At 49.3% G+C, this 25,312-nt stretch carries 17 protein-coding genes; 13 read left to right on the top strand and 4 right to left on the bottom strand.

From position 1 onward, the window contains the following. Window position 1 precedes the first annotated feature (1 nt). A complete protein-coding gene (gene tilS / locus AC5YBX_RS11590) occupies window positions 2–1,372 on the top strand; it encodes a tRNA lysidine(34) synthetase TilS (protein ID WP_494521357.1) in 1,371 nt (456 codons plus the stop codon). A gap of 48 nt (window positions 1,373–1,420) precedes the next feature. Here the strand turns inward: tilS and dgcS are convergent, their stop codons facing one another. After that, window positions 1,421–2,299 (bottom strand): diguanylate cyclase DgcS, encoded by an 879-nt coding sequence (gene dgcS, locus AC5YBX_RS11585; RefSeq protein WP_494521358.1) that lies wholly within the window; start codon window positions 2,297–2,299, stop codon window positions 1,421–1,423. Between the two features lie 290 nt (window positions 2,300–2,589). Between dgcS and AC5YBX_RS11580 the strand changes: the two genes are divergently transcribed. Together AC5YBX_RS11580 and AC5YBX_RS11575 are read left to right on the top strand one after the other, a co-directional pair. Next, a complete protein-coding gene (locus AC5YBX_RS11580; RefSeq protein ID WP_494521359.1) occupies window positions 2,590–4,539 on the top strand; it encodes a monovalent cation:proton antiporter family protein in 1,950 nt (649 codons plus the stop codon). Window positions 4,540–4,618: 79 nt separating this feature from the next. Further along, complete coding sequence (locus AC5YBX_RS11575) at window positions 4,619–5,431, top strand: SGNH/GDSL hydrolase family protein (RefSeq protein ID WP_494521360.1); 813 nt, start codon at window positions 4,619–4,621, stop codon at window positions 5,429–5,431. Here AC5YBX_RS11575 and AC5YBX_RS11570 read toward each other — a convergent pair. Continuing rightward, window positions 5,428–6,561: a patatin-like phospholipase family protein gene (locus AC5YBX_RS11570; RefSeq protein ID WP_494521361.1), complete on the bottom strand. Its 1,134-nt coding sequence runs from the start codon at window positions 6,559–6,561 to the stop codon at window positions 5,428–5,430. The two genes, AC5YBX_RS11575 and AC5YBX_RS11570, sit on opposite strands and share 4 nt — an antisense overlap. 451 nt (window positions 6,562–7,012) lie before the next feature. Here AC5YBX_RS11570 and AC5YBX_RS11565 point away from each other — a divergent pair, with 451 nt between their 5' ends. Next, window positions 7,013–7,672, top strand: coding sequence for a response regulator transcription factor (locus AC5YBX_RS11565; RefSeq protein WP_494521362.1), 660 nt, complete (start codon window positions 7,013–7,015; stop codon window positions 7,670–7,672). Window positions 7,673–7,789: 117 nt separating this feature from the next. On the opposite strand, the gene AC5YBX_RS11560 is transcribed toward AC5YBX_RS11565, so the two are convergent. Further along, on the bottom strand, window positions 7,790–11,287 hold the full coding sequence (locus tag AC5YBX_RS11560; protein ID WP_494521363.1) for a sensor histidine kinase: 3,498 nt from the start codon (window positions 11,285–11,287) through the stop codon (window positions 7,790–7,792). A gap of 352 nt (window positions 11,288–11,639) precedes the next feature. Here AC5YBX_RS11560 and AC5YBX_RS11555 point away from each other — a divergent pair, with 352 nt between their 5' ends. The 9 genes from AC5YBX_RS11555 to AC5YBX_RS11515 all read left to right on the top strand — a co-directional run bounded on the left by AC5YBX_RS11555 (window position 11,640) and on the right by AC5YBX_RS11515 (window position 23,421). Further along, the gene (locus tag AC5YBX_RS11555) at window positions 11,640–12,680 is read left to right on the top strand and encodes a DcaP family trimeric outer membrane transporter (protein WP_494521364.1); all 1,041 of its coding nucleotides are present in this window, start codon (window positions 11,640–11,642) and stop codon (window positions 12,678–12,680) included. A gap of 155 nt (window positions 12,681–12,835) precedes the next feature. Next, entirely contained in the window at window positions 12,836–13,633 is a 798-nt protein-coding gene (locus AC5YBX_RS11550) for an ABC transporter ATP-binding protein (RefSeq protein ID WP_494521365.1), read from the top strand. Next, complete coding sequence (locus tag AC5YBX_RS11545; RefSeq protein WP_494521366.1) at window positions 13,633–15,594, top strand: long-chain fatty acid--CoA ligase; 1,962 nt, start codon at window positions 13,633–13,635, stop codon at window positions 15,592–15,594. Before AC5YBX_RS11550 ends, AC5YBX_RS11545 begins: the two co-directional genes overlap by 1 nt. Then, window positions 15,591–16,484: a branched-chain amino acid ABC transporter permease gene (locus AC5YBX_RS11540; RefSeq protein WP_110458633.1), complete on the top strand. Its 894-nt coding sequence runs from the start codon at window positions 15,591–15,593 to the stop codon at window positions 16,482–16,484. Before AC5YBX_RS11545 ends, AC5YBX_RS11540 begins: the two co-directional genes overlap by 4 nt. Window positions 16,485–16,541: 57 nt before the next feature. After that, window positions 16,542–17,615 (top strand): branched-chain amino acid ABC transporter permease, encoded by a 1,074-nt coding sequence (locus AC5YBX_RS11535; protein WP_494521367.1) that lies wholly within the window; start codon window positions 16,542–16,544, stop codon window positions 17,613–17,615. Window positions 17,616–17,801: 186 nt separating this feature from the next. Then, window positions 17,802–19,046 (top strand): ABC transporter substrate-binding protein, encoded by a 1,245-nt coding sequence (locus tag AC5YBX_RS11530; RefSeq protein ID WP_494521368.1) that lies wholly within the window; start codon window positions 17,802–17,804, stop codon window positions 19,044–19,046. A gap of 66 nt (window positions 19,047–19,112) precedes the next feature. Continuing rightward, a complete protein-coding gene (locus AC5YBX_RS11525; protein ID WP_110458636.1) occupies window positions 19,113–19,931 on the top strand; it encodes an ABC transporter ATP-binding protein in 819 nt (272 codons plus the stop codon). An 11-nt stretch (window positions 19,932–19,942) separates the two neighbouring features. After that, the gene (locus AC5YBX_RS11520) at window positions 19,943–21,172 is read left to right on the top strand and encodes a phenylacetate--CoA ligase family protein (protein WP_494521369.1); all 1,230 of its coding nucleotides are present in this window, start codon (window positions 19,943–19,945) and stop codon (window positions 21,170–21,172) included. A gap of 416 nt (window positions 21,173–21,588) precedes the next feature. Next, the gene (locus AC5YBX_RS11515; RefSeq protein WP_494521370.1) at window positions 21,589–23,421 is read left to right on the top strand and encodes a S8 family serine peptidase; all 1,833 of its coding nucleotides are present in this window, start codon (window positions 21,589–21,591) and stop codon (window positions 23,419–23,421) included. A gap of 98 nt (window positions 23,422–23,519) precedes the next feature. Here the strand turns inward: AC5YBX_RS11515 and AC5YBX_RS11510 are convergent, their stop codons facing one another. Beyond that, the gene (locus AC5YBX_RS11510) at window positions 23,520–25,229 is read right to left on the bottom strand and encodes a proline--tRNA ligase (protein WP_494523716.1); all 1,710 of its coding nucleotides are present in this window, start codon (window positions 25,227–25,229) and stop codon (window positions 23,520–23,522) included. Between the last annotated feature and the right edge of the window lie 83 nt (window positions 25,230–25,312).

Below are 25,312 nucleotides of genomic sequence, written 5' to 3'. Positions count from 1 at the left end.
TATGAACGCCACCGCTTGGCAGCCCGCAGAGCAAATTGCGGCATTAATCGCGCAGTTAACGCCACCGCCTGGCACTCAACTGGTGCTGGCCTACAGTGGCGGCGTCGATTCTGAAGTTTTGGCTTTTGGTTTGGCCCAGTTTGCCAAGCAGTATCCCGAGTATCGTTATCTGTTGGTACATGTGCATCATGGGTTAAGTGACAATGCCGGGTGCTGGGCAACCCATTGCCAAGGGCGCGCCTTAGCATACGACCTACCCATTAAGGTTAAGCAAGTTGCGGTGAACACTGGGCCTAGGGTAAGCCTAGAAGCCGCGGCGCGCGACGCCAGATACCACGCCTTAGCCCAAGAGTTAACTGCAGGCGATCTGCTATTGACGGCGCATCATCAAGACGATCAGCTAGAGACCTTATTATTGGCGTTAAAGCGCGGTTTGGGTCCCAAGGGACTGGCCGCCATGGGCGCAATACAAGCATTTCATCAAGATAAGTGGTTGCTACGTCCCTTGCTCGATATTAGCCGGCAACAGGTCGAGCAATTTGCGGCCACTCACGCCATTGAACATATCGAAGATGAGAGCAATTTAGATAATCGTTTTGACAGAAACTTCCTGCGTCTTGAGGTGATCCCCGCTTTGCGTGCGCGCTGGCCGGCCATTGCCGCCACCAGTGCTCGCAGCGCGCAGCTGTGCGCCGAGCAGCAAGCCTTGATTGATGACGAGGTAGCCTCTCGCTTACCCGTCATGTTGCAAGATACCGCTAACTCAAGCAGGCCTGTATTAGATTTACGTTTGTTAGCCCAGCAATCAGCGCCGTGGCGCGCGCAGTTATTAAGGGGTTTTATCGACTCTCTCGGGTTTGCCATGCCATCTGCAGCGCAGCTTAAACAGGTTCTGGTGCAACTCATTGACGCTAAAGAAGATGCTAAGGTCGAAATCAGGCTTAACGCTATGGTGTTACGCCGCTTTCGTCATCAGCTCTATATCGATAGATATCAACCTCATACAAAGTTAGCGCCAATTAATATTTGCGTTAGCGATGCGCCATTACAACATTGGCCGATAACGGACACCATCTCATTGCAGGCTAAGCGCTGTTGTCACGGCGATCGCTTGCGCCTTCCTATGGCAGATGAGCGGGTGAGCGTACGCTTTGGTGCGCCAGGGGCGCTGCGTTGTCATCCCCATTTTCGAGATAAGGGACGTGAGTTAAAAAAACTGTGGCAGGAGTTAGCCGTACCGCCGTGGATGCGCGATCAAGTGCCGCTTATCTATTTTGATGACAATCTCGTTGCCGCGGTGGGCTACTGGATAGAAAAGCGAGATATCGCGATGGCCGATGACGTGGGGGTGGTTTTTGAGTGCGTTGTTTAAGCTTTGTAGTTAGTTAGAGATAGTTGACTTAGCTTCAAATATCTCATGTTATTCTGCGATCCTATAACAGCGACGACCAGCGACCTTGGCATCATATAAGGCTTTATCTGCGCGCAGGTAGAGGTTTTCGGCGTTATCCATAGCTTGCCACTCGGCGACACCTAAGCTGGTATAAATCTCTCTATTATGTTGCTGATTATTATGCTGCATCATGGTCAATATGCGCTGACAAATGAGGCTTGCCGCTTGTGCGTTGCCTTGCACTAATATAGTAAACTCATCGCCACCGATACGAAAAGCCTGGTCGCTGCTACGGATTGCCTGATTAATGGTTTGCCCGAATGTAATGAGCGTCTCATCGCCAATGTGGTGTCCGTATCTATCGTTAAGCGTCTTAAAATGATCTAAATCTAATAAGATTAATGATAAAGGTTCGTCGTGACGAGTGGCTCTGGCTAGCGATTGCTTGAGGCTTTCGATGTAATAACGACGATTACCCAGTTGAGTTAATGCATCGTACATCGCCTGTTTAGCCACCTGCTCATACTGCGCTGCGTTAAATAGCGGACGCGCTAATAATGCCTGCAGTTGATAAAGTAATTCGGTTTGCGAATTTAGCATCGGCGCATTGAGGCGATATTCAATAACAGCACTGCTGCCTTCAATGGGCAGGTGTTGTTTTATTTGCAAACCTTGCTCACTGCCCCAGCTTAGCTGATACTCTTTAAAGTGCAGCTTTATGCCGTTGACAGGCAAATATTGGCCGACCACTTTGCCGTAACAGCTAAATACAGATGCCGGGTCTAAATGCTGGTGTAGCTGTTGCACTATGGTCACCATATTGGGTGAGTCCATACTGGCTTGACGATATGCCGGCTGGTAACGATATTCGCCGGGTGAAAACTCGCTAGCTAAGGCAAAGTCCATGCATTAACTCCACAAAAAATTGGACTAGAGATATGCTAAAAATAAAGCAATTATCGTGCCTACATTTTTAATTGATTATTTCTCTATATTTGTCATTCAGTTACCTCGGTTACATAAAGGTAGTAAATCGGGCGTCAGGATTTTGACAAGCTCAATAAACCCTGACAAGGTAAGGTGTTGCGTGTGTCAACATTTCAAATGTGACCTCATCTATGTTCGGTCGAGCATCGAGCAGAATGCGTCAGGGCATTGTCATGTTGGTAGGGAGGAATGGCTGATTTGGAGCCTAAATGGAACATAGCTTTCTGATTAAAATTTTATTGATGCTGATGATAGCGATCGTCGCCATTGCGATGTTTCGCCGTTTGGGCTTGCCGGCTATTTTAGCTTATTTAGTTACTGGGGCCCTCAGTGGTCCATCGGTATTCAATTGGTTTAGCCAGCAGCAAATACATTCGGTGGCCGAGCTTGGTGTAGTACTGTTGATGTTCTCGCTAGGATTAGAATTTTCTTTACCACGCCTGTGGGCCATGCGCCGCACTGTATTTGGCCTAGGTAGTGCGCAAGTCTTTGTCACTGTTTTGCTTAGTATGTGTATCAGCTTAATGATGGGGCTGAGCATTAATGAGTCGATTATTGTCGGCGCGGCCATCGCTTTATCTTCCACCGCCATAGTTCTTAAGCTGCTCAACGAACAGGGGTGGCTGCGTCGTCGCCACGGTGAACTGTCGGTTAGTGTGTTGCTGTTTCAAGATCTTGCCGTAGTCCCTCTGCTGATTTTAATGCCCTTACTGGCCTCAGACGGTGAGCCGTTAAGTTGGCAAAGTATCGGTCTTGCTATGGTAGAGGGGGTATTCGCCTTCATCGCGTTAATGGCCTTTGGTAAGTGGGCTCTGCCTAAGTTGTTTGATGAGGTGGCTCGCTCGCGATCCAATGAGTTGTTTGTATTATCAACCCTAGTGGTGGCCTTGGTGACTGGCGCAGTGACTCAATGGCTGGGGTTATCCATGGCTTTAGGGGCGTTTATGGCGGGGATGTTACTTGGGGAAAGCCAATATAAGCGCCAGTTAGAGGCCGATATTCGCCCCTTTCGGGACTTGTTAATGGGGCTGTTTTTTATCTCAATCGGTATGCTGCTCGATTTTGGTTTGGTGGTCGATTTTTGGTGGCAGGTACTCTTGCTGGTGGTAGCGGTGATAGTGGCTAAGGCATTGATTGTGTATGGCTTACTTCGCGCCGCTAAAGAATCGTTTCGTACCTCGGTGGCCAGTGCGATCAGTTTAGCTCAGGTGGGGGAGTTTAGTTTTGTGGTGCTGGCACTGGCGGTCAATTACCAGTTATTGGAGATCACCGTCAGTACTAAGCTGGTAATGGTGGCGGTGCTGTCAATGGCGATAGCGCCATGGCTGGTTAAGCACAGCGTCGATATTGCACGGCGCTTACAGGGCAGTAGATTTAAGAGTGAGTTAGAGGGGCAAGGCATACCGCCAATGGAGCACAGTAAAGATCTGGTGTTGATTTTAGGCTATGGCAGAGTCGGGCAGACCATTGCTCGCTTTATGAAAACCGAAGCGGTGCCTTATCTTGTACTCGACCTTGATCCCACTCGAGTGACCGAAGCCCGCCGCGCCGGAGAGCCGGTGTACTTTGGTGATGTGGCTAAACGGGCTATTTTAAAACAAGCGCAAATACGGCAAGCCAAGTTAATCGTGATTACTTTTAGCAGTGCGCGGGTGTTAGATGAGGTATTGCCTTTGTGTCGCCAGTTGGCACCCGATGCCAACATTTTAGTCAGAACACGCGATGATGAGGGCATGGAAGCGCTCGAACAAGCGGGTGCAAGCCAGGTGATCCCCGAGTCGCTCGAGGGCAGTTTAATGTTGGTATCGCAGGTGCTGTATCAGTGTGGTGTGCCACTGACGCGCATCTTAAAACGGCTCGAATATGAACGTCGTAACCATTATCAATATCTGCACGGTTTTTTTTCAGGAGAGGAGACTGACTTTACCTTAGAGTTACTGCATGCGGTAGCACTGCCCAAGGGGGCGCAAGTGGTGGGCCAAACCTTAGCCGATATCCCATGGCAAGAGTTACGGGTAGAGTTACGCGCTGTCAGGCGAGCCGGCGCTGAAGTGGAAAGCCCCGATCTGACCTGGCTTATCAGGCCCGGTGATATTTTAATTTTGCTGGGTAAACCTAGGCGTGTCGAGAAAGCGGAACATTTTTTATTGCAAGGGTGAGTGATTAAGGCGTGTTATTGAGGCGCAGCATGATAGCAGTAAGTGACATATGATGAGTCAGCACAAAAAGGAGGAGCGGATGCAATCGTGGTTAGCGACCCTATTACTGCCTTTGCTTACACCAATGTTAGTGCTACAGGCCTTATGGGTTAAGCGGGTAACGCCTAAATTACCAGAAGCTAAGGGGCCACGTGAAGGCTTGATTGAGTCGAGTCACAATATGTTGGATTTTGCATTGGCTAAGGAGGCTTGTGGAACTGCCGATACGTCGTTGATAAAGAGCATTAATATCCTTATTTTAGGCGACTCAGCTGCGGCGGGAGTGGGGGTGGATTTGCAGCAACAGGCACTAAGCGGCTATTTGACCAAACGGTTAAGCGAACATTATGTCGTGCGTTGGACCTTGCTTGCTCGCAGTGGCTTAACCACAAACAAAACATTGGCTAAGCTCAGCAGTGAGTCTTGGCAAGCCAGTTTACGCCAAGGGCAATATGATGTGGTGTTGCTGTCTCTAGGTGTTAATGACGTGCTTAGCCCGTTAAGGGTGACGAAATGGCTTAGCAGTACAGAATGTTTACTGCATGAGCTCAGGCAACACTCGCCAGAGGCGCAGTTACTACTTACACCCGTGCCGCCGTTAGGGGCATTTTTGGCATTCCCACAGCCACTGCGCTGGTTTGTAGGACAACGAAGCGATGAATTTAATCGGCGTTTACAACAATTGCTCGCCTCAAAGAGCCGTTGCTACCTGCTATCACTGCAACTTCCTTTGAGTCATGATTCGCTGGCAGCTGATGGATTTCACCCCAGTGAGTCGAGCTATCGCCTGTGGGCTGACGTTGCTGTGCAGCAAATGCTATCGCAGCCTGGTATTGACGGCAGGGTGAATTAGTATGATGAGTCGATATTAAAAAACGCTTTAATCTCATCAATCTGACACATGGCATCTTGATAGCCCAAATTAATTAATGCGCCACAATAGGGCTGCTCAAACAGCAGATAGGAGGCGATACTCGAGTCCGATTGCTGATTAATGCCGATAAGGCGCAGTAATGTGCGCACCGCCAGCGGCATCTTATGATAGTACTGCGCCGCAATTTGGCTTAAGTCTTCGCTGGGTTTAATCACTAAGGTATCGATAGGTTTAAGCGAAACTTGTTGGCGCGCCGCTTCTGGGATCAAACTCAAGGTACTGTTAATACGCTGTAATCGTTCTAAGTCACTGTTGAGCGTGTCAGAGAAGATAGTATCTAATAGGTGACCCGCAATGGTCGCCGTCTTAGGATGATGTTCCATCTCCTGATGTAGCTGTTTATGTGGGCTCTCTAAATTAATCACCATAATTTTTTGGGCCCCTAAATGAATCGGGCTGCTCAGTGGAGCCAGTTGATGCACTGAGCCATCACCATAATAACCTCGGTTGAGCTTGACCGAGGGAAACACCAAAGGGATCGCCGCGCTCGCCAGTAAATGTTCGGTATTTAACTGTGTCCGTTGACCGCCACGGCGGGCTCGATTCCACTCTTCAATTTGGCGACTGGCTTGAAAAAAGGTCACTGAACGTGCCGAGTTATAGCATGAGGTGTCAATACTTAAGGCGTGCAGGGCGCCATTGGCAATATTTCTGTCGATGCGAGCAAAGTTGATTACTTCATTGAGTAGACCACGCAGCGGTTCATTGTCAAATAGGCTGCCAGGTTCGGGATTGATCCGCTCATCTTGTAATCCCATTAATGCCATTTTAGCCAGGTGTGAAAATACGCCACCAAAGGAGGAGCGGTAGACCATATGGGTATTAAAATGGCGCCAAATCCACTCGAGCTTACGAACCCCAAGATGAAAACAGGAGGCGTGAGTCGCTATAGAAGTACCATTGATCGCCCCCGCTGAGGTGCCACAAATGATCTTAAAAGGGATGCCATGATTACGAGGATAAAATTGCACAATCGCCTTGAGCACCCCTATCTGATAAGCGGCTCTTGCACCCCCACCCCCCAAGACTAACGCTGTTGTGTCCGGCAAGTTCATCCCTTACTATCGTTAAGCTACTATCTTATTAAAAATAAACACTTATTTTTAATTGTTATTGGTTTTGCGTGTTGGTCAAATATGCGCTATGTCATCAAGTTGTTATTAATTTAGAATATGTGAGCGGCTGTTGATGTTCAAGTGACATGGCATCTTTTTATCAGGTAATGGCTGCTGTGATGTTTGCTTCCTATCATCAGCGCTAGCGTATTTTAGGGCTTGGCAGCAAAGCGCGACCCTAACATAAAGTGCTGCCGATATCGTCTAGTTAATAAGTCTATATTTACCCAAGCCTGAAAATGTGTTTCAGCAAGAGATATAAGCCTATCTTATTGTAATTAATATGTTAAGTTTGAAGTGGCGTCTACTTTGTTGCCAACTGGGCAGATTTGATAATATCGGAGGTTGCGGTAGACTGGAAAAATCTACATTTGAGGGATTAACCATGTTACAGCCACTAAAAATAATAATAGCTGATGACCATCCACTGTTTAGACAAGCATTAGTCAATATCCTAACCAGTCAGTTCGACAACATAACCTTGTTAGAGGCCGAAAGCGTGGGTCAACTCGAAGCGCTGTTAATGGCTCATGACGATGCCGACCTGCTGTTATTAGACCTTAATATTCCTAATGCTCATGGTTTTAATACCTTAGTCAATATCCGTAATAGTTACCCACAGATTGGTGTATTAGTGATCTCTGGCCAAGAAGATAAGCTAACCGTAGGCAAGAGCATCTCCTTTGGCGCGGCAGGCTTTATCCCTAAGTCGACGGCGGTCGATGAGATGGTTAAAGCCATCAAGGCTGTGCTGGCGGGGCAGCAATGGATCCCTCAGGGTTGTGGCGACTTAGCCTCGGTCACCTTAGACAGTATGAGCAGTAAAATTGCCAGTTTATCGCCGCGGCAACACCGCATTTTAATGATGTTTGCCGATGGCCTACTCAATAAGCAAATTGCCTACGAGCTGGGTTTATCTGAAGCGACCATCAAGGCCCACGCCAGTGCGATTTTCCTAAAATTAGGCGTCCATACTCGCACTCAGGCCGTGATTGCCATGAGTCAGTTATATCTGGATAAGACGCCGCAGCCTGAGCAGGCCTAACGACTAAGTTTACATGGCTAACGTTAATATGATTAAGCAGACTCCACCTCATCGATAGCCACTCTCTATTACTCGATTAAGCCGCTAGCCATGCCTAGTTGCGATGACAACTCGTTATTAAGGTTCTCGTTCGCCGGCGGCATAATTAGCCGATGTGGGCGCCGAGTAGTTATTGTGTAGGCTACTCGCCAGTGTGGCGCTCATCACCGCCCGCAGTGCGATGGGTTTAATGATTTTGCGTAGATACCCATAACCTAAGGCTTTGGCCTGCAATACCACGCTTTCATCTATGGTGGCGGTGATCAGCACTGCTGGCACCGGATGGGGTGACAGGGCTTGTAGCTGACTCATTAAATCCAAACCATTTTGGTTATCATCGAGTTGATAGTCCATCAATACAATATCGATATTGGCAGCATATTGCTTAAACAGCGCTTTGGCTCGCTCTGGCGTCGATGCCCCGTAGACTTGGCAGCGCCAGCCTGCCAGCAACTCTGTCATGCCATTGAGTACGTTAGGATCGTTATCGACCACCAAGACGTGCACCCCATTGAGAGTCAAAATATCTGCCTGAGTGGCAATTGTTGTACAGGGCTGAGCCGTGACCGTTTGCACCGCCAAACTGAAGATGCTGCCGCTGCCCACCTCGGACGATAAGGTCAGCTGATGTTGCAGTAACCCGGCTAATCCTTGTGCAATGTTTAAGCCTAACCCTAAACCGTTAACGCCATCATGCCCCGAATGCTGCAGGCGGGTGAACTGCTCAAAGATCATCGCCTGTTTGTCGGCTGGGATCCCTGGGCCATCGTCGACCACTTGCACTAATACGCCAGTTGCTTGCCTGCGACAACCCAGTACTATTTTACCATTCCCCGCGTAGCGAAACGCATTGCTGACCAGGTTTTGTAAGATGCGTCTGAGCAACACTTTATCACTGCGGATCCACACCGAGGTGTTAATCAACTTGAACTTAACCTTAGATGCCGCCGCCATGGCGCTAAACTCTTCTTTAAGCGAGTCCAGCACCTCTTGCAGGGCGAAGGCGGTAATTTCGGGCACTACCGTGCCACTTTCAATACGTGATACCTCATTAAGATCCAGTAGCAGTTCGTTAGCCACCTGCAGGGCATTGTCGATATAGCCTATCTGCTGTTTTTGTTTGGCACTGAGCTGACCATTTTGCACAAAGGCGGAGGAAAATAATCTGGCCGCCGACAGGGGCTGCAGGAGATCATGGCTGCACGCCTTGAGATATTGGCTTTTTTTCTGGTGAGCCTGCTCCACTTTTTGCAGCGCCTGAGCCAGCTCGGCGTTGGACTGGGCCAGCTGGGCGTTGGCTTGCTCCATCTTTTTGGTGCGCTCAGAGACTCGGGCCTCTAGATCGAGGTTTTTCTCTTTGAGCAGTTTTTCCGCTTCGCGATAGATAGTGATATCGGAAAAAATCATCACAAAACCACCATCGGGGATCGGATTGCCCTGAATGCGAATGGTCTTACCATCGGGCTGCTGGCGCTCTGTGCTGTGATGACTGCCTTGACGTAAAAAATCCAACCGCCGCTCTACCTGCTCATCGAGATTGGCAATGTAGCGTTTGCCCACGCTGAGGTTATATTCGATAAGTTGGCTCACCGGGCAACCTATGTAGATCAGGTCGTCCGGATAGTTAAACAGGTTCAAATAGTGTTGGTTCCAGGCCACTAACTTGAGATCTCTGTCGATCACCGAAATCCCTTCACTGGCATTTTCAATCGCGCTATGGAGTACCGAACGGCTAAACTCCATCCGATGGCTGGAGGCGACTTCCACCAACTGGGCCACATCTTCAATGGCAATATCGCGGCCATTGAGGGCATAAGAGAGCACTAAGCGCGCCGACGCTGACCCCATTACGCTGGCAAGCATGTTTTCGGTATAGAAAATCAGCGCCTGATTATGGGCGTTTTTATCGACAATAGGTTGGGGCTGACATGCAAAAAAATGGTAAAAGCCTTGGGCGGCCTTATCTTTGCCCACAAAGCGCGCCACTAAGAGTTCAAGCTCGGTCGGATTAACGTTTTTGGGCACCTCTTGCTGTAATTTATCCAGCTCTGGTCGCTCGATAAAGTGGCCGATTTGCATCTGCTCATGCACGCTTTGACGGGTAAAGGAAGACACCAACCAGATAGTCATGATATTGACAAACAAGCCCACTAAGGTCGCCATGGTCGTCATGGAGTAGTCGCTGCCAGCAAAGGGATGTGGATACAAGCCAAGCTGTGGCAGTAAGTTCAGTGTCAACCACAAGCTGAAGCCTGCACTTATCCCCACCAACACGCCAATCAGGGTCACGCGGCGCCATAAAAATGCGGCAAAGAACGCCGGACCAATTTGCGCGATAGCGCCAAAAGCCACTTCTCCAAGTGAGGATAGGGTGTCGGGGGGGGCGATAAGGAACATGCCATAGCTCATAAATATCACCACTAATACCAGTGCTTTACGTATATTGAGCAGGTGTGAGCGAAATTTATGAAAGTCGTTGCTGTGGATATTATTGATCTTAAATAGGGTGGGAAACACCACCTCGTTACTGAGCATGGTACTCAGGGCGATGGTCGAGATGATCACCATAGAGCTGGCCGCCGAAATCGCCCCAAGAAAGCTAAACAAGCCTAACCAAAGATCGCCGTTAACCGTGGGTAAAAACAATACATAAGCATCACTTTGCAACGAATCGCCATAGAGAATATTGCCTGCCTGTCCCAGCGGGGTGGCAAAAAAAGCAAAGACCAACACATACAGCGGAAACGTCCAGCGGCTCCATAGCGCGTGTTTTTGCTCTTTTAGCTCCACAATCAACACCTGAAACTGGCGCGGCAGACACAAAAACGCTGACATCACGATAAACAGTAAGCCAAACATCGAAATAATATTGGGGTAGGCAAACTCGGTGGTGATAGGGGAGAGCGCGCTGGCCTGACGCCATATCTCTAGGGGCGACTCAAAGAGAAAAAAGGAGACAAAAATCCCGATGGTGAGATAAGCGATAAGCTTGACCAGAGATTCAAAGGCAATCGCCAGCATCATACCTGGGTGGCGCTCAGTGACATCGATGGCGCGCACGCCAAAGATAATGGTAAAACCGGCCAAGATTAAACTCACCACCAGACCCAACTGCCACGATGATAAGAGGTGGTCTTGGCGCAAAATTTCATAGGAGTTAACAATCGCTTTTTGCTGCAAGGCTATATAGGGCAGGGTGCCGAACAGGGCGACTAAGGTCACCACTACTGCCAATAGCGGCGATTTACCAAAGCGGGACGCGAGCAGGTCGGCAATCGAGGTGATATTGAGCCGCAAACAGACCCGTATCACCCGCTGAATAAAGGGCCAAGCGAAAATAAACAGTAAAATAGGCGCAATATACACAGGTAAGTAAGCAAACGAGTTGTTCGCCGCTTGCCCTGCAGTCCCCAGAAAGCCCCACGAGGTGCAGTACACCCCAAGAGACAGTGAATAGATAATCTTATGTTGCTGTTTAAACAGCTTATCGCGGTATTTGTCACCGATAAATGCCATCAAAAACAGCAAACCGATATAGCTGATGCTGATGGTCACTAAGAGCCAATTAGGAAACATGGTAGCGCTAAACCTATTGCGGCGCAGTGTTGTGGCTAGGCAGCCCACTGCTGTGATTGTTATGTAAATTAACTTATCACATTTTGTGCGATCTGCATCACATATAGGCTACCGACTTAAGTCTTAAGGGCTTGCTTAGTTTGCCCACTTGAGGGCAGTTGAGATGACACACACTTTTGTCTTACGACTTATGGGTTACCCCTTATTGGTTAATGCTTGCTGATTACGCCTTGGTGACTAAGTCCCATGGTGTAAGCCAAGGGATCTAAGCCCTGTGCATTAATACCTATTCCCAATTGAGCCTTCAAGGTTATATGTCCATCTTGGAGGCAGACTAAACAGGGGAAAAACGATGCTCACTTCAACCATAAAAAACATCACGCTTGCTACTTCACTCTGCCTCGTGGCGGGTTCTGCCGCTGCTGCATTTGACTTTGAGGTCGGCGACGAGGGCAAGTTGTCATTTGGCGGTTACCTAAAAGCCGATGCGCGTTACGTGTCTGGTGACGTTGCCTACCGCGACTTTTGGATAGGAGCGGGTCAGCCGCTCGCAGAAAGTGCGAATCAATTTAAGATTTTTGCTAACGAATCACGCTTTAACACCAAGTATGTCCATGGCGATGTGATGGGCTTTATTGAGATGGATTTTTATGGTGGTGGCGGTAGCGAGGTGGTATCGAATTCGGCTAATCCACGCCTGCGCCACGCCTTTATAAAATACAAAGGGCTGACGGCTGGGCAAACCTGGACCACCTTTATGAACACCAGTGCCATACCTGAAACGGCCGACTTTGCCGGTGCCACCATTGGTTTAGCGTTTGTGCGTCAGGGGCAGGTGCGTTACGACATGGGCAATTTCCAGGTGTCGATAGAAAATCCAGAGAGTGTCGGCGGCGATACGGCTAATGACGACTTGCCCGATGTGGTCGCGCGTTACAACCTTAAAGGCGACTGGGGTAATGTGTCGTTTTCGGCTCTAGGCCGCAACCTTAATACCACAACGGGTAACAGTGAGACCGCCTTTGGTGGCTCTATCGCCGGCGTGGTTAACACCTTTGGCAAAGATGATTTTCGCTTTCAGGTGCACCTAGGTGATGTGGGGCGTTATGTGGGCGTGGGCGCCGTGCAAGACTTAGTGGGCGAAGAGGTAGAAAGCACCACCTCGTATTTAGCGGCCTACCGTCATTACTGGACCGATACCCTCAGAAGTACCGTGCTTTATGGCTACCTAGAAACCGATGAAACCAATATTGAGCGCAGCCAATGGAGCGTTAATTTGTTCCAAAATCTCACGCCAGCACTAGCCATAGGTGTTGAGGTGGGCAATTTTGCCATGGATGAGCAAAACGTCGATTCAGACTACGTGCAACTGTCTATGCGCTACGCCCTCTAGACCCACCACTTGGCGAGGCGGCAATGTGCCCCTCGCCTTTTTGACATCAGTTTTGACACCACAATACAGCGCTACCAGTTAAGTGAGCTAGCGGGTTGAGATAAACCGCGCTGCGCTCAAGGCGAGATAAGCGTTTTTTTAAAAGGAGTATGGGTGTGACAGAGACCATTTTAAAAGTCGAGCAGATTTCACTGGCATTTGGTGGCGTTAAGGCGCTGACCGATGTCAGTTTTGAGGTCAATCGCGGCGCCGTTTTCTCCATCATTGGTCCAAATGGTGCGGGCAAGACCTCGATGCTTAACAGCATTTCAGGCCGTTATCGCCCGCAGCAGGGCTCGATTCATTTTGACGGCCAAGATGTGACCCACATGCGCCCTAACGATCGCGCCGACCTTGGCATTGGGCGCACCTTCCAAAACTTGGCGCTGTTTGGCCATATGTCGGTGCTCGACAACATCATGGTTGGGCGTCATCACCTGATGAAAAATAACTGGTTGACGGGCCCGCTGTACTGGGCATCGCCGGCACAAAAAGAGGAGCTGAGTCATCGTCGCCACGTCGAGGAGATCATCGACTTTCTCGACATCTCTCATGTGCGTAAATCTGTCGCAGGCACCTTGTCATATGGGCTGCGCAAACGGGTTGAATTGGCGCGCGCTATTGCACTCAATCCCAAGCTGATTTTGCTTGATGAGCCGATGGCAGGCATGAACCTGGAAGAGAAAGAGGATATGGCGCGTTATATCCTCGACTTAAATGAAGAATTTGACATCACTGTGGTGATGATTGAGCACGATATGGGCGTGGTGATGGATATCTCCCACGAAGTGATGGTGCTCGATTTTGGTAAGCGGCTTATTTGTGGTCTCCCGGATGAGGTGATGGCCGACGAGCACGTAAGACAGGCTTATTTAGGGCTTGAAGACAATGAGCAATTAAAAGAGGTCGTCTAATGAGTAGGTCAAATCAAGCAGCGCAATCCTTTGATATGGGAAGCATGGATACCTTTCCCAAGATCTTGCGCCATAACGCCGCTAACTGGGGCGCCGACATCGCCATGCGTGAAAAAGAGTTTGGCATTTGGAGCGAGTTTAGCTGGCAAGATTATCACAATCGCGTCAAGTGGATGGCGCTCGCATTTAACCATTTAGGCATTACAGCCAACACCACCATTGCCCTACTGGGTGAAAACCGCCCCGAGTGGGTGTGGGGCGAGGTGGCCGCCCACGCCTTATGTTGTTACTCGCTGGGTATTTACCAAGACTCGATGCATGAAGAGGTGGCTTATCTGCTTAATCGCAGTAATGCCCAAGTGGTGGTGGCTGAAGATGAAGAGCAGTGCGATAAGTTACTCGAGCTGGGCGACCAGATCCCGTCGGTAAAATACATTGTCTATTGCGACCCAAGAGGCATGCGTAAATATGACGACCCACGCCTGATCAGTGTGGAAGAGATTTACCGCATTGGTCAGCAGGTGGATAACACCTCACCGCGCTATTATGACAACTTAGTCGATGCCGGAAAGGCCGACAACATCGCCATCTATTGCACCACATCGGGCACCACCTCTAAGCCGAAAATTGTGTTGCTGCAAGGCAGTAAATTTATCGACCATTGCTGCTCCTATTTACGTGCCGATCCTAGGGCACCGGGTGATAACTATGTGTCGGTTTTGCCGCTGCCGTGGATCATGGAGCAGGTATATGCTGTGGGGCAGGCATTAATTGCCCGGCAAATCGTCAATTTTGTGGAAGAGCAAGAGACCATGATGGCGGATCTGCGCGAGATAGGTCCTAGCTTTGTGCTGCTCGCTCCCCGTGTGTGGGAAGGCATTCTTGCCGATGTCAAAGCGCGCATGATGGACTCCACCCCCTTTAAGCAAAAGCTGTTTAACTTTGCCATGGCGCGCGCCGAACAACGGCTGACGCAGGGCAAACGTTCTCAGCTTGCCGATTGGTTGTTGATGAAGGCGCTGCGTGATCGTTTAGGGTTCTCGTTTTTAAAATCGGCAGCCACCGGCGGCGCCGCGATGGGGCCAGACACCTTTAAGTTTTTTCAAAGCATCGGCGTTCCGCTGCGTCAGCTCTATGGGCAAACCGAGATGTGTGGCGCTTACACTATTCATCAGCAAGATGATGTGGATTACGACAGCGTTGGGGTCGCCTTTGATACCGCCGAACTCAAAGTGATCAACACCGACAGTGAAGGGGTGGGTGAGGTTATCGCCAAAACCGTTGGCATGTTTAACGGGTATTTAGGCGACGATGAAGCTTATCTGGAAGATGTCAAAGATGGTTGGATGCACACCGGCGATGCTGGTTACTTCAAGCCATCGGGTCATTTGGTGGTGATTGACCGCATTAAAGATCTGGCTAAAACCAGTAACGGTATTCAGTACTCACCACAATATATCGAAAACAAACTCAAGTTCTCCTCCTTTATCGGTGAGGCGGTGATTTTGGGCAAAGATAAACCCTATTTGTCGGCGATATTGTGCATTCGTTTCAGTATTGTCGCCAAGTGGGCCGAGCAGCAAGGCTTGGCGTTTACCAACTACACCAACCTGTCGAGTTTGCCTGAGGTGTATGAGCAGCTCAGCCTTGAAGTGCAGCGGGTCAATGAAACCCTGCCAGATGCACAAAAAATCAATAAATTCATTTTGTTATATAAAGAACTCGATGCCGATGACGGTGAGCTCACCCGTACCCGTAAGGTGCGCCGTGGGGTGATCGCCGACAAGTATGGCGACATTATCGACTCGATTTATAACGATGAGCCCCATGTGGATATCGACACAGTGATCACCTTCCAAGATGGCACTCAGTCGCGGATTAAAACCCAACTTAAGGTCGCCACCGTGGTCGATGGCCCTACGGCTACCGATGCCAATGTCACGCAAAGGAGAGCATCATGAATTTCGAACTGTTATTACAACTGATCATTAACGGCCTGATAGTCGGCCTGTTGTATGGGGTTGTCGGCATGTGTTTTGTGTTGGTGTATAAGTCGACCCAAATCGTCAACTTTGCCCAAGGTGAGTTTTTGCTGGTGGGCGCGTGGGTCTGCTGGGCATTTTTAACCTACTTCCAGTTACCTTTTTTCTTAGGCTTTATATTAACCCTCTGTTTTATGGCCGCGTTTGGCGTGTTACTGCAGATGATAGTGCTGCGCCCCATGATTGGCGAACCGATAATTTCGGTGATCATGGTGACTATCGGCCTGTCGATTTTCTTCCAGTCGTTAACTAAATGGATTTTTGGGGTGTCGCCCCAGAGCTATCCGCAGGTGTTTGATACCCAGTCGGTGGCCATCTTTGGCCTCAATATCGAATTTGCCTACTTGATGAGTACTGTGATTGCGCTGCTGATCATGGTGAGCTTCTTTCTGTTCTTTAAATATTCTAAGCATGGGTTAGCCATGCGCGCCACCGCGTTTGATCAGCAGGTTGCACAAAGCCTAGGCATTTCGGTTAAGCAGGTCTTTGCCATGAGCTGGGGCATTGCCGCCACCGTATCGGCCACCGCAGGTGTGGTGATTGGCATGGTTAACGGGGTATCAGACTCACTCTCCTCTATCGGCATTAAGGTGTTTCCAGCGGTGATCTTGGGCGGGCTAGACTCCATTGTCGGTGCCATTGTCGGCGGCGTGGTGATTGGCGTGCTGGAAAACGTGGCCGAGTTCTTCGACAGCCAATATCTGCATATTGGTAACATGTACGACATCGCGCCTTTTTATGTGTTGCTTATCATCTTGTGGTTTAAACCTTACGGCCTATTTGGCACCCGTGATATTGAGCGGATCTAGAGGATAGCATTATGAATCAACTATTTGAGATTGACCTATTGGCCCAAGGAGTTTGTTATGTCTAGTTTGGCGATGCGCCCCTGTGGTGATTTCCGCACCAGTTATAAGGCGGATAACACCATTTTCGAAACCAGTACCATTCGATTAGTAACCATCATGGTGATCGCTCTGGCGTGTGCGGCACCGTTGGTGCTCGACGGTTACTTTTTAACCCTGTTTATTCAAATCTCCTATCTTGGTATTGCGGCCCTGGGGCTCAATATTCTGGTGGGCTTTACCGGACAGATCTCCTTAGGTCACGGCGCCTTTTTTGGCTTTGGTGCGTTTGCCTCGGCTTGGCTCAATACCAGTTTCAATATTCCTGTGGTGTTTTGTATCCCCTTGGCGGGTTTCTTAACCATGGCGGTTGGCATGATGTTTGGTATGCCGGCAGCGCGCATTAAGGGCTTGTACTTGGCTATCGCCACCTTGGCAGCGCAGTTCATTATTCAGGACTTCTTTGGCCGCGCCGAATGGTTTTCTGGCGGTGCGTCGGGGGCGATGGCTGCGCCAGTTAACCTGTTTGGTTTCGAATTTGATACCGACTTGAGCTTCTACTTTATCGCGCTGTTCGCCTTAGTGTTTATGTACATCTGGGGCTGTAACTTGATGCGAAGCCGTGATGGCCGCGCCTTTGTGGCGGTGCGCGACCATTATCTTTCTGCCGAGATCATGGGCGTTAAATTAAATAAATATCGTCTGTTGTCTTTTGGGATCTCCTCTTTTTATGCCGGCATTGGTGGCGCGCTATATGGCCACTATTTGGGTTATGTGTCGGCGGAAGGCTTTACCATTTTTATGTCGATTCAGTTTCTGGCCATGGTGATCATCGGCGGGCTAGGGTCGGTAAAAGGCACCTTAATGGGGGTGGTGTTTATGGTGTTACTGCCCGAAGTGCTCGAGAGCATGGTGGGGTTAATGAATTACACCCCGTGGGGTGACATCCCTATGGTGACCGACGGCCTTGCCTATATCAAAGAGATGGCCATTGGCTTGGTGATCATCTTGTTTTTGATTTTTGAACCGCAAGGTCTAGCCCATCGCTGGGGCCAAATTAAAAACTACTGGAAGTGCTATCCATTTGCTTACTAGTAGTGACGGTTTTACCTGTGTCCCGAGAGCGGACACAGCCGTTAACGGTGCTGGCGAGCAGCGTTAACAAGATACTCTTCTTAGCCTTTAAAGAAGCACGCAGTTTGACATGAGAACGGGCTTAGCCTAACCCACTTGGGGGCGGCAGCGTTCAACCTGATGGACCATTTTTGAAGGGAAATTATTATGTATAAGACACTATTACTTGGCTCAACATTGGCAGGAATGACCTTAGTCAGTGCGGGCGTGCAAGCCGAAGATTCGGTATTTGTTGGCCATCTTGCTGATATGTCAGGCCCCACAGCGTTTGTGGGCAAGCCTTACGCCGATGGCGTGCGTGATGCGCTGGCGTATATCAATGCCAATGGCGGTATCGACGGCACCACGCTGGAATATGAAACCATAGATTATGCTTACAAGGTGCCGCAGGCTATCGCCTCCTATAAAAAGTGGTTGTCGCGTGAAAATATGGTGGCGATGCAAGGCTGGGGCACGGCCGATACCGAAGCGTTGATCTCTTTTGCCGCTAAAGATGAACTGCCGATCTTCTCGGCTTCCTATTCGGGGCATCTCACCGATCCGCAAGGTAAAAACCCCAATACCAAAAAGCCTGCGCCGTATAACTTCTTCTATGGCGCGTCTTATTCTGATGCATGTCGTGGCTTGGTGCAGTGGGCCGCAGAGGATTGGCAAGCAAAAGGTGGGCAGGGCAAGCCAAAGTTCACCCACATTGGTGCCAACCATCCGTTCCCTAACGCCCCTAAAGAGGCGTGCGCCGAATACGCCACCGAGCTTGGCTTTGATGTACAGCCGCCGGTGGTGATCTCGATGAAACCCGGTGACTTTAAAGCGCAATGTTTAAGCCTTAAAAGTTCGGGGACCAATTATGGCTATATCGGCAACTTAGGCGGTTCGGTGCAGTCGTTAATCAAGTCGTGCGACACGGTCGGCACCGATATTCAGTTTATGTCTAATATTTGGGGCGGCGACAAGTTGGTATTTCAGGCGGCGGGTGAAGGGGTGAAAAACTATATCTTCCCTACCATGACCCCGTTTTGGGGCGATGAGGTACCGGGCATGGCGCTGGTTCGTGAGATCTCAAAAATGTCCGATGCTAGCGGTCAAGAACCTCGTCTACACCACTATATTCGCGGTGTTTGCTCCACCTACTTTATGAAAGAGTCGATGCAGTGGGCTAAGGCCAATGGCGGGATTACTGGGCCTAACGTTAAAAAAGGCATGTATGTGCAGCAAAACTGGGTGCCTAAAGGGCTTGAAGGCGTCTGCTTAGCGGCGACGTGGACACCTGATGATCACCGCGGCATTAATCAGGTCAACATCTACAAAGGCAACTATAACGGTGGAGACATTAAGGTTGAGAAGGTCAACCAAGTCACGCTTGAGCGCCGCGTTGATTGGTTAGGTTATTAATTACCCATTTCGGCCTAGCATGGTATTACAGCCTGCTAGGCCATCACCTATCGCCCTGGAGTTGTTATGACACAAGCAGTGCAGTTAAAGCCAGAAAGCCCCATTCTCTCTATTAATAATATCGAAGTGGTGTATGACGATGTCATTCAGGTGCTTCGCGGCGTCAGTATCGATGTGCCACAAGGCGAAATCGTCACCCTACTTGGCCCTAATGGCGCAGGTAAATCGACCACCTTGAAGGCGATATCTGGATTACTAAAGACCGAAAACGGTGAGGTGTCTCGTGGTGACATCCATTTTATGGGCGAGCGAATCGATACCCAAAACGCTTCGGATGTGGTGCGCTCAGGCCTATTTCAGGTGATGGAAGGTCGGCGGATCATTGAAGATATGAGCGTGATTGAAAATTTAAAGTTAGGCGCCTATACCCGTCATGACGGTCAAGTTAATCAAGACATTGAGATGGTGTTTAACTACTTTCCACGCCTAAAAGAGCGCACCGGGCTCGCCGGATACCTGTCGGGCGGCGAGCAGCAAATGCTGGCCATCGGCCGCGCGTTAATGGCGCGCCCTAAGATGATCTGTCTCGATGAACCCTCGATGGGCCTATCGCCACTGCTGGTTAAAGAGGTGTTTGGCATTATTGAGAAGATCAATCGCGAGCAGGGGATCACCATGCTGCTGGTAGAGCAAAATGCTAACTACGCCTTAAAGGCTGCCAATTACGGCTATATCATGGAGTCGGGCAAGATAGTGCTCGATGGCAGTAAGGCGCAGCTGCTCAATAACGAAGACGTAAAAGAGTTTTATCTGGGGGGCGGTAATGAAACCCGCAAAAGTTTTAAAAATTTAAAGTCGTATAAACGCCGTAAACGCTGGTTGTAACAGGAGCCGACATGAGCCATTTTTATCACCCACTGGAAGGGCAAAGCGCTACCGTTCGCGAAGACTACCTTATGTCGGCGCTGGCCGAGCAGCTGAGCTTTGCTAAAAATCACTGCAACTATTATGCGATGCGGTTAGCCGACATCGATGTTAGCCAAATCAATAGCCGGGCTGCGTTAGCGACGCTGCCCATCACCCGTAAGGCCGATCTGATTGAATTGCAGGCCGCGAAGCCGCCTTTTGCCGGCATGACCCCCACGCATCATCATGTGGGGCGTATATTTCAATCACCGGGCCCAATTCATGAGCCCGAATGTGATGGCCATGATTGGTGGCGCATGGGACAAGCGTTTTTTGCTGCGGGTTTTCGTCAGGGCGATCGGGTGCAAAATTGTCTCTCTTATCATTTAACTCCTGGCGGCTTTATGATGGACTCGGGTGCTAAGGCCTGTGGTTGCAGCGTGATCCCCGCCGGTCCCGGGCAGACAGAGCAGCAACTGGCCTTGATTGGCAGCTTAAAGCCCAATGGCTATTGCGGCACACCCTCATTTTTAAATATCTTGCTCGAAAAAGCGCAGCAGTTGGATGGCGATGTCTCGTCAATCACTAAGGCGCTGGTCTCTGGCGAGGCGTTAACGGCGCCGCTCAAAGCCCGCTTTGCCGAGGCGGGCATTACCGTTAAGCAGGCTTATGCGACTGCTGATCTGGGGCTTATCGCCTTTGAAAGTGTCAGCGATGACGGCTTAGTGGTCGCCGAAGATATTATTGTCGAAATTGTGCGCCCAGGTACGCAAACTCCTGTTGTCGATGGTGAAGTTGGCGAGGTGGTGGTCACCAGCTTTAATCGCGATTATCCGCTGATCCGCTTTGCCACCGGGGATTTGTCAGCCTTCATGGGTGGGGAAAGTCGCTGCGGGCGCACCAATATGCGCATTAAAGGCTGGATGGGCCGCGCCGATCAAACCTGTAAAGTGAAAGGCTTGTTTGTGCACCCAGAACAAGTTGAGCGTATTCGCCGTCGTCATAGCCAGCTTGCTAAAGTACGGCTAGTGATCGCGAGCAGTAACCACAACGATACTATGTGTTTACTGTGTGAAGTGGATGAGCCGCAGCGATCGCAACTGGATATTGCCGCCATTAGCGCCTCTATTCGAGCCGAAACCCAGCTCAGTGGCGAGGTGGTTTTGGTTGCCACAGGGACATTAGCCAATGATGGCGTGGTGATTGAGGATAAAAGATAGCGTTTTGATGTCGTGCTAAAAAGTAGTGCTTAGAATGAGCGATGATACTCAGTCGATTATGTACTTAAGTGTAATGCCTAGCCTTGAATGAGGCTGGGCATTTTTGTGTTTGTTTGAGTCGTGGCTGATGGTTGGCTGATGGAGTTTTGTTTAGCTGATGCGATGGGTTTATTGTCAGCATAAGCAATCTTTCCAATAGCTAGGTGTAACCATTTGTTAACATTTACAGATCTCTAGCATAGGTCTACTATTTATTGATAATTCGTTTTACCTTAGTTTTTATGATAGGTGTTTCAAATTTACGTAGTCGTAAGTGCCGAAAACGGTTGTAAATAGCGTGAGATGTATCGTGGCGTTTGCAGGTGGATACTCGAGTAAGTAACTCTAAATATAAACAATATAATGGAGATAGCTTTATGAAGTTGACAAAATTAGCAAGTGCAGTGATGGCATTAAGTGTTGGCCTTTCAACCTCGGCAGTTGCTGATGATGAGCGTTACATCATCCAAGTAGAAAATGGAGGCAAGGGTGTTGTAAAGGCGCTTGCTAAGCAATTAGGGGCTCAGATCCACGTTGATGGCGATGGTTTTGTCGCTGCGACATTTACGGGCAGAGATTTAGCTCAAGTGAGAGGATTGTTCAATAATCCACATGTAAAATGGGTCGAAGTGGATCAACGTCGTTACCTTATGGGTTTTAGTGATGATGTGGGTGATCCTATGACCCAGCAATTGACTCCTTATGCTATTTATCAATCTCAAGCCGACCAGGTAAGCTTTAATGCTGCTGCCGGTATGAAGGTGTGTGTTATCGACTCGGGCTTAGATGCCTCTAATCCTGACTTCGTTTGGAATAATATCACCGGTGACAACGATTCCGGTACCGGCAACTGGAATGAAAATGGTGGCCCACATGGCACCCATGTTGCTGGAACCATAGGGGCTGCCGATAACAATATTGGTGTGTTGGGCATGGCGCCAGGGGTCGATATGCACATTATCAAGGTGTTTAATGCTACAGGCTGGGGCTACTCCTCAGATTTAGCCCATGCAACCAATTTATGTAGTGCCGCGGGAGCTAACATCATCAGTATGAGTTTAGGTGGCGGCGGTGCTAATGCGACCGAGTCGAATGCATTCCAAACATTTGTTGATGCTGGCGGTTTAGTCGTTGCTGCGGCCGGTAACGACGGTAATAATGTGCGTTCATATCCTGCGGGATACTCATCTGTGATGATGGTGGGGGCTAACGATGCAAATAACAATATTGCCGATTTTTCACAATTCCCATCGTGTACATCGGGTCGTGGTAAGCGCGTGAGGACAGATGAAAACACCTGTGTAGAAGTGACTGCGGGTGGTGTGGATACGTTATCGACTTACCCTGCGAATATGGCGACAGCCTCTTATTTGTCGGCAGATGGTGTTGTTGTGGCGAGCAGCGCGATGGAGAACGCTGGGGCTGTCTCTGGTAATACTTACTTTATGGGGACGGCGCAAACGCCAGATCCCAGTGCCAACGGTAACATCTGTGTCATTGACCGTGGAGTGATCTCATTTCATGACAAAGTCGCGAACTGCGAAAGCTCGGGTGGTATCGGTGCGATCATTATTAACAACGAGCCCGGCATGTTATACGCCACATTAGGCACAGTTAATAACACCTCTATTGCTGCAGTCGGTGCAGCGCAAGAAGATAGGGCGGTGTTAGTTGCAGCCAATACGGCCAGCATCGATATTGGTGCTTCTGATTATGGGTTTATGAGTGGTACTTCTATGGCAACGCCTGCAGTATCGGGGATTGCTGCATTGGTATGGTCTAATCATAACCAATGTACAGGTAGTGAGATCCGTCAAGCGCTTAAAGCCACGGCACTTGATGCTGGCGCAACGGGTAAAGATGTTTACTTTGGATACGGTATAGTTCAAGCCGCTGCTGCGGATGCTTATCTAACGGCAAATGGTTGCGCCGGCGGTGGTAATGGCGGAGATAACGGCGGTGGCACTGGTGATTTCTCCATCTCTGCAACAAGTTATAAGAGTAAAGGTGTTAACAAGGTTGACTTAACCTTTAGCGGTGCAGCGGGTGCCAGTGTGGATGTTTATCGTGATGAGAGCTTGATTACAACAACGTCTGCGAGTACCACCTACACTGATACTATTAGTAGTAAGGGAGGCGGAAGCTACACTTATAAGGCATGTGATGCAGGCACTTCAACTTGCACTGCAGATGTGATTATTGTTTTCTGAGCCAGCTTTCTAAAAGCAGTTTTTAAAAACGCCTAGATCATTCTAGGCGTTTTTATTGGCTATTGATTGCTAATAATGCGAGCTAATTGTGCTCAATATCACTTAGCAGACTTAATAAAGTCGATGATTTGATCGAATGGAATATCTTGCTTTTCACCTGTGCGGCGGTTCTTATATTCGAATACACCGCTGTCGATGTTGCGATCGCCAATCACGATAACGTGTGGCAGACCGATAAGCTCCATATCGGCAAACATCACACCTGGGCGCTCTTTACGGTCGTCAAACAGCACTTCGATACCTGCATCGTTAAGGTCTTGATATAGCTGCTCAGCCATATCCTTAACGCGGTGAGATTTGTGCATGTTCATTGGCAAGATGCCCACTTTGAACGGTGCAATCGCATCTGGCCAGATAATGCCGCGATCATCGTTGTTTTGCTCAATTGCCGCCGCCACCATGCGGCTTACGCCCACACCGTAACAACCCATCAGTAAGGTTTTTGACTTGCCGTTTTCGTCTAGTACGTTAGCGCCCATCGACTCTGAGTAGTTCGTACCTAACTGGAAGATATGACCCACTTCGATGCCGCGCAGTAGTCCGATAGTGCCCTTGCCACATGGGCTCGCTTCACCTTCGATGACGTTACGTAGGTCGGCAACGGGGGCTTCCGGTAGGTCGCGCTCCCAGTTAATGCCCACATAGTGCTTACCATCTTGGTTAGCGCCAGCGGCAAAATCACTCATGATGTTAACGCTGTGGTCAATATAGACTGGAATATTAAGCCCGACAGGACCTAATGAGCCAGGGCCTGCACCAATGGCTTTACGGATATCGGCTTCATCGGCCATCTCAAATGGAGCTAATACGGTGTCAAGCTTCTCAACTTTCACTTCGTTAAGTTCATGGTCGCCACGAATGATAATGGCCACTAACGGCGCTTCTTCGGTTGCACCTTTAACAATAATGGTCTTAACGGTTTTTTCGATAGCGATGCCGTGCTGTGAGACGAGCTCTTCAATGGTTTTGGCATTAGGCGTATCGATAATGCTCATTTCAACCGTTGCTGCGCCGCGTGGCTCAGTTGGGATTGGCGCTTCTGCTTTTTCGATGTTAGCGGCGTAATCACTCTCAGTTGAGTAAGCTATTAAGTCTTCACCGCTGTTGGCTAATACGTGGAACTCATGTGACATGCTGCCACCGATAGAGCCGGTATCAGCAAGTACTGGGCGGAAAGCCAGACCCATACGGCCTAGGATGTTGCTATAGGCGGTGTACATCGCCTCATAGGTTTCATCCATGGTTTGTTGATCTAAATGGAAAGAGTAAGCGTCTTTCATCAAGAATTCACGCGAGCGCATCACACCAAAACGTGGGCGTACTTCATCGCGGAATTTAGTTTGAATTTGGTAAAGATTAAGTGGTAACTGCTTGTAAGAGTTAACTTCTTTACGAACAATGTCGGTGATCACTTCTTCATGGGTTGGGCCTAAGACGAAGTCACGGTTGTGACGGTCTTGAAAGCGCAATAGCTCAGGACCAAATTTTTCCCAACGACCGGTTTCAACCCACAGATCAGCCGGTTGTACCATGGGCATTAAGATCTCAACAGCACCTGCATTGTTCATCTCTTCACGCACAATCGCTTCAATCTTACGCAGTACACGTAAGCCTGTCGGCAACCAGCTGTAAAGACCTGATGCGTTACGACGGATCATTCCCGCACGTAGCATTAATTGATGACTTACCACCTCAGCGTTTGCTGGGGTCTCTTTTTGTGTTGACAGCAGGTACTTGCTAACTCGCATTGCCAATATCCAGTTATGTAGTGAAATAGGTCGACATTTTAGCACCCTGTGTGTTGATGTCACCTAGTTTGTTTGGGGGTTGG

The sequence above is a fragment of the Shewanella sp. 492 genome, assembly GCF_059338445.1.
Note: the sequence above shows the minus strand (reverse complement) of the source record. Positions and strands in the feature narration are given on the sequence as shown.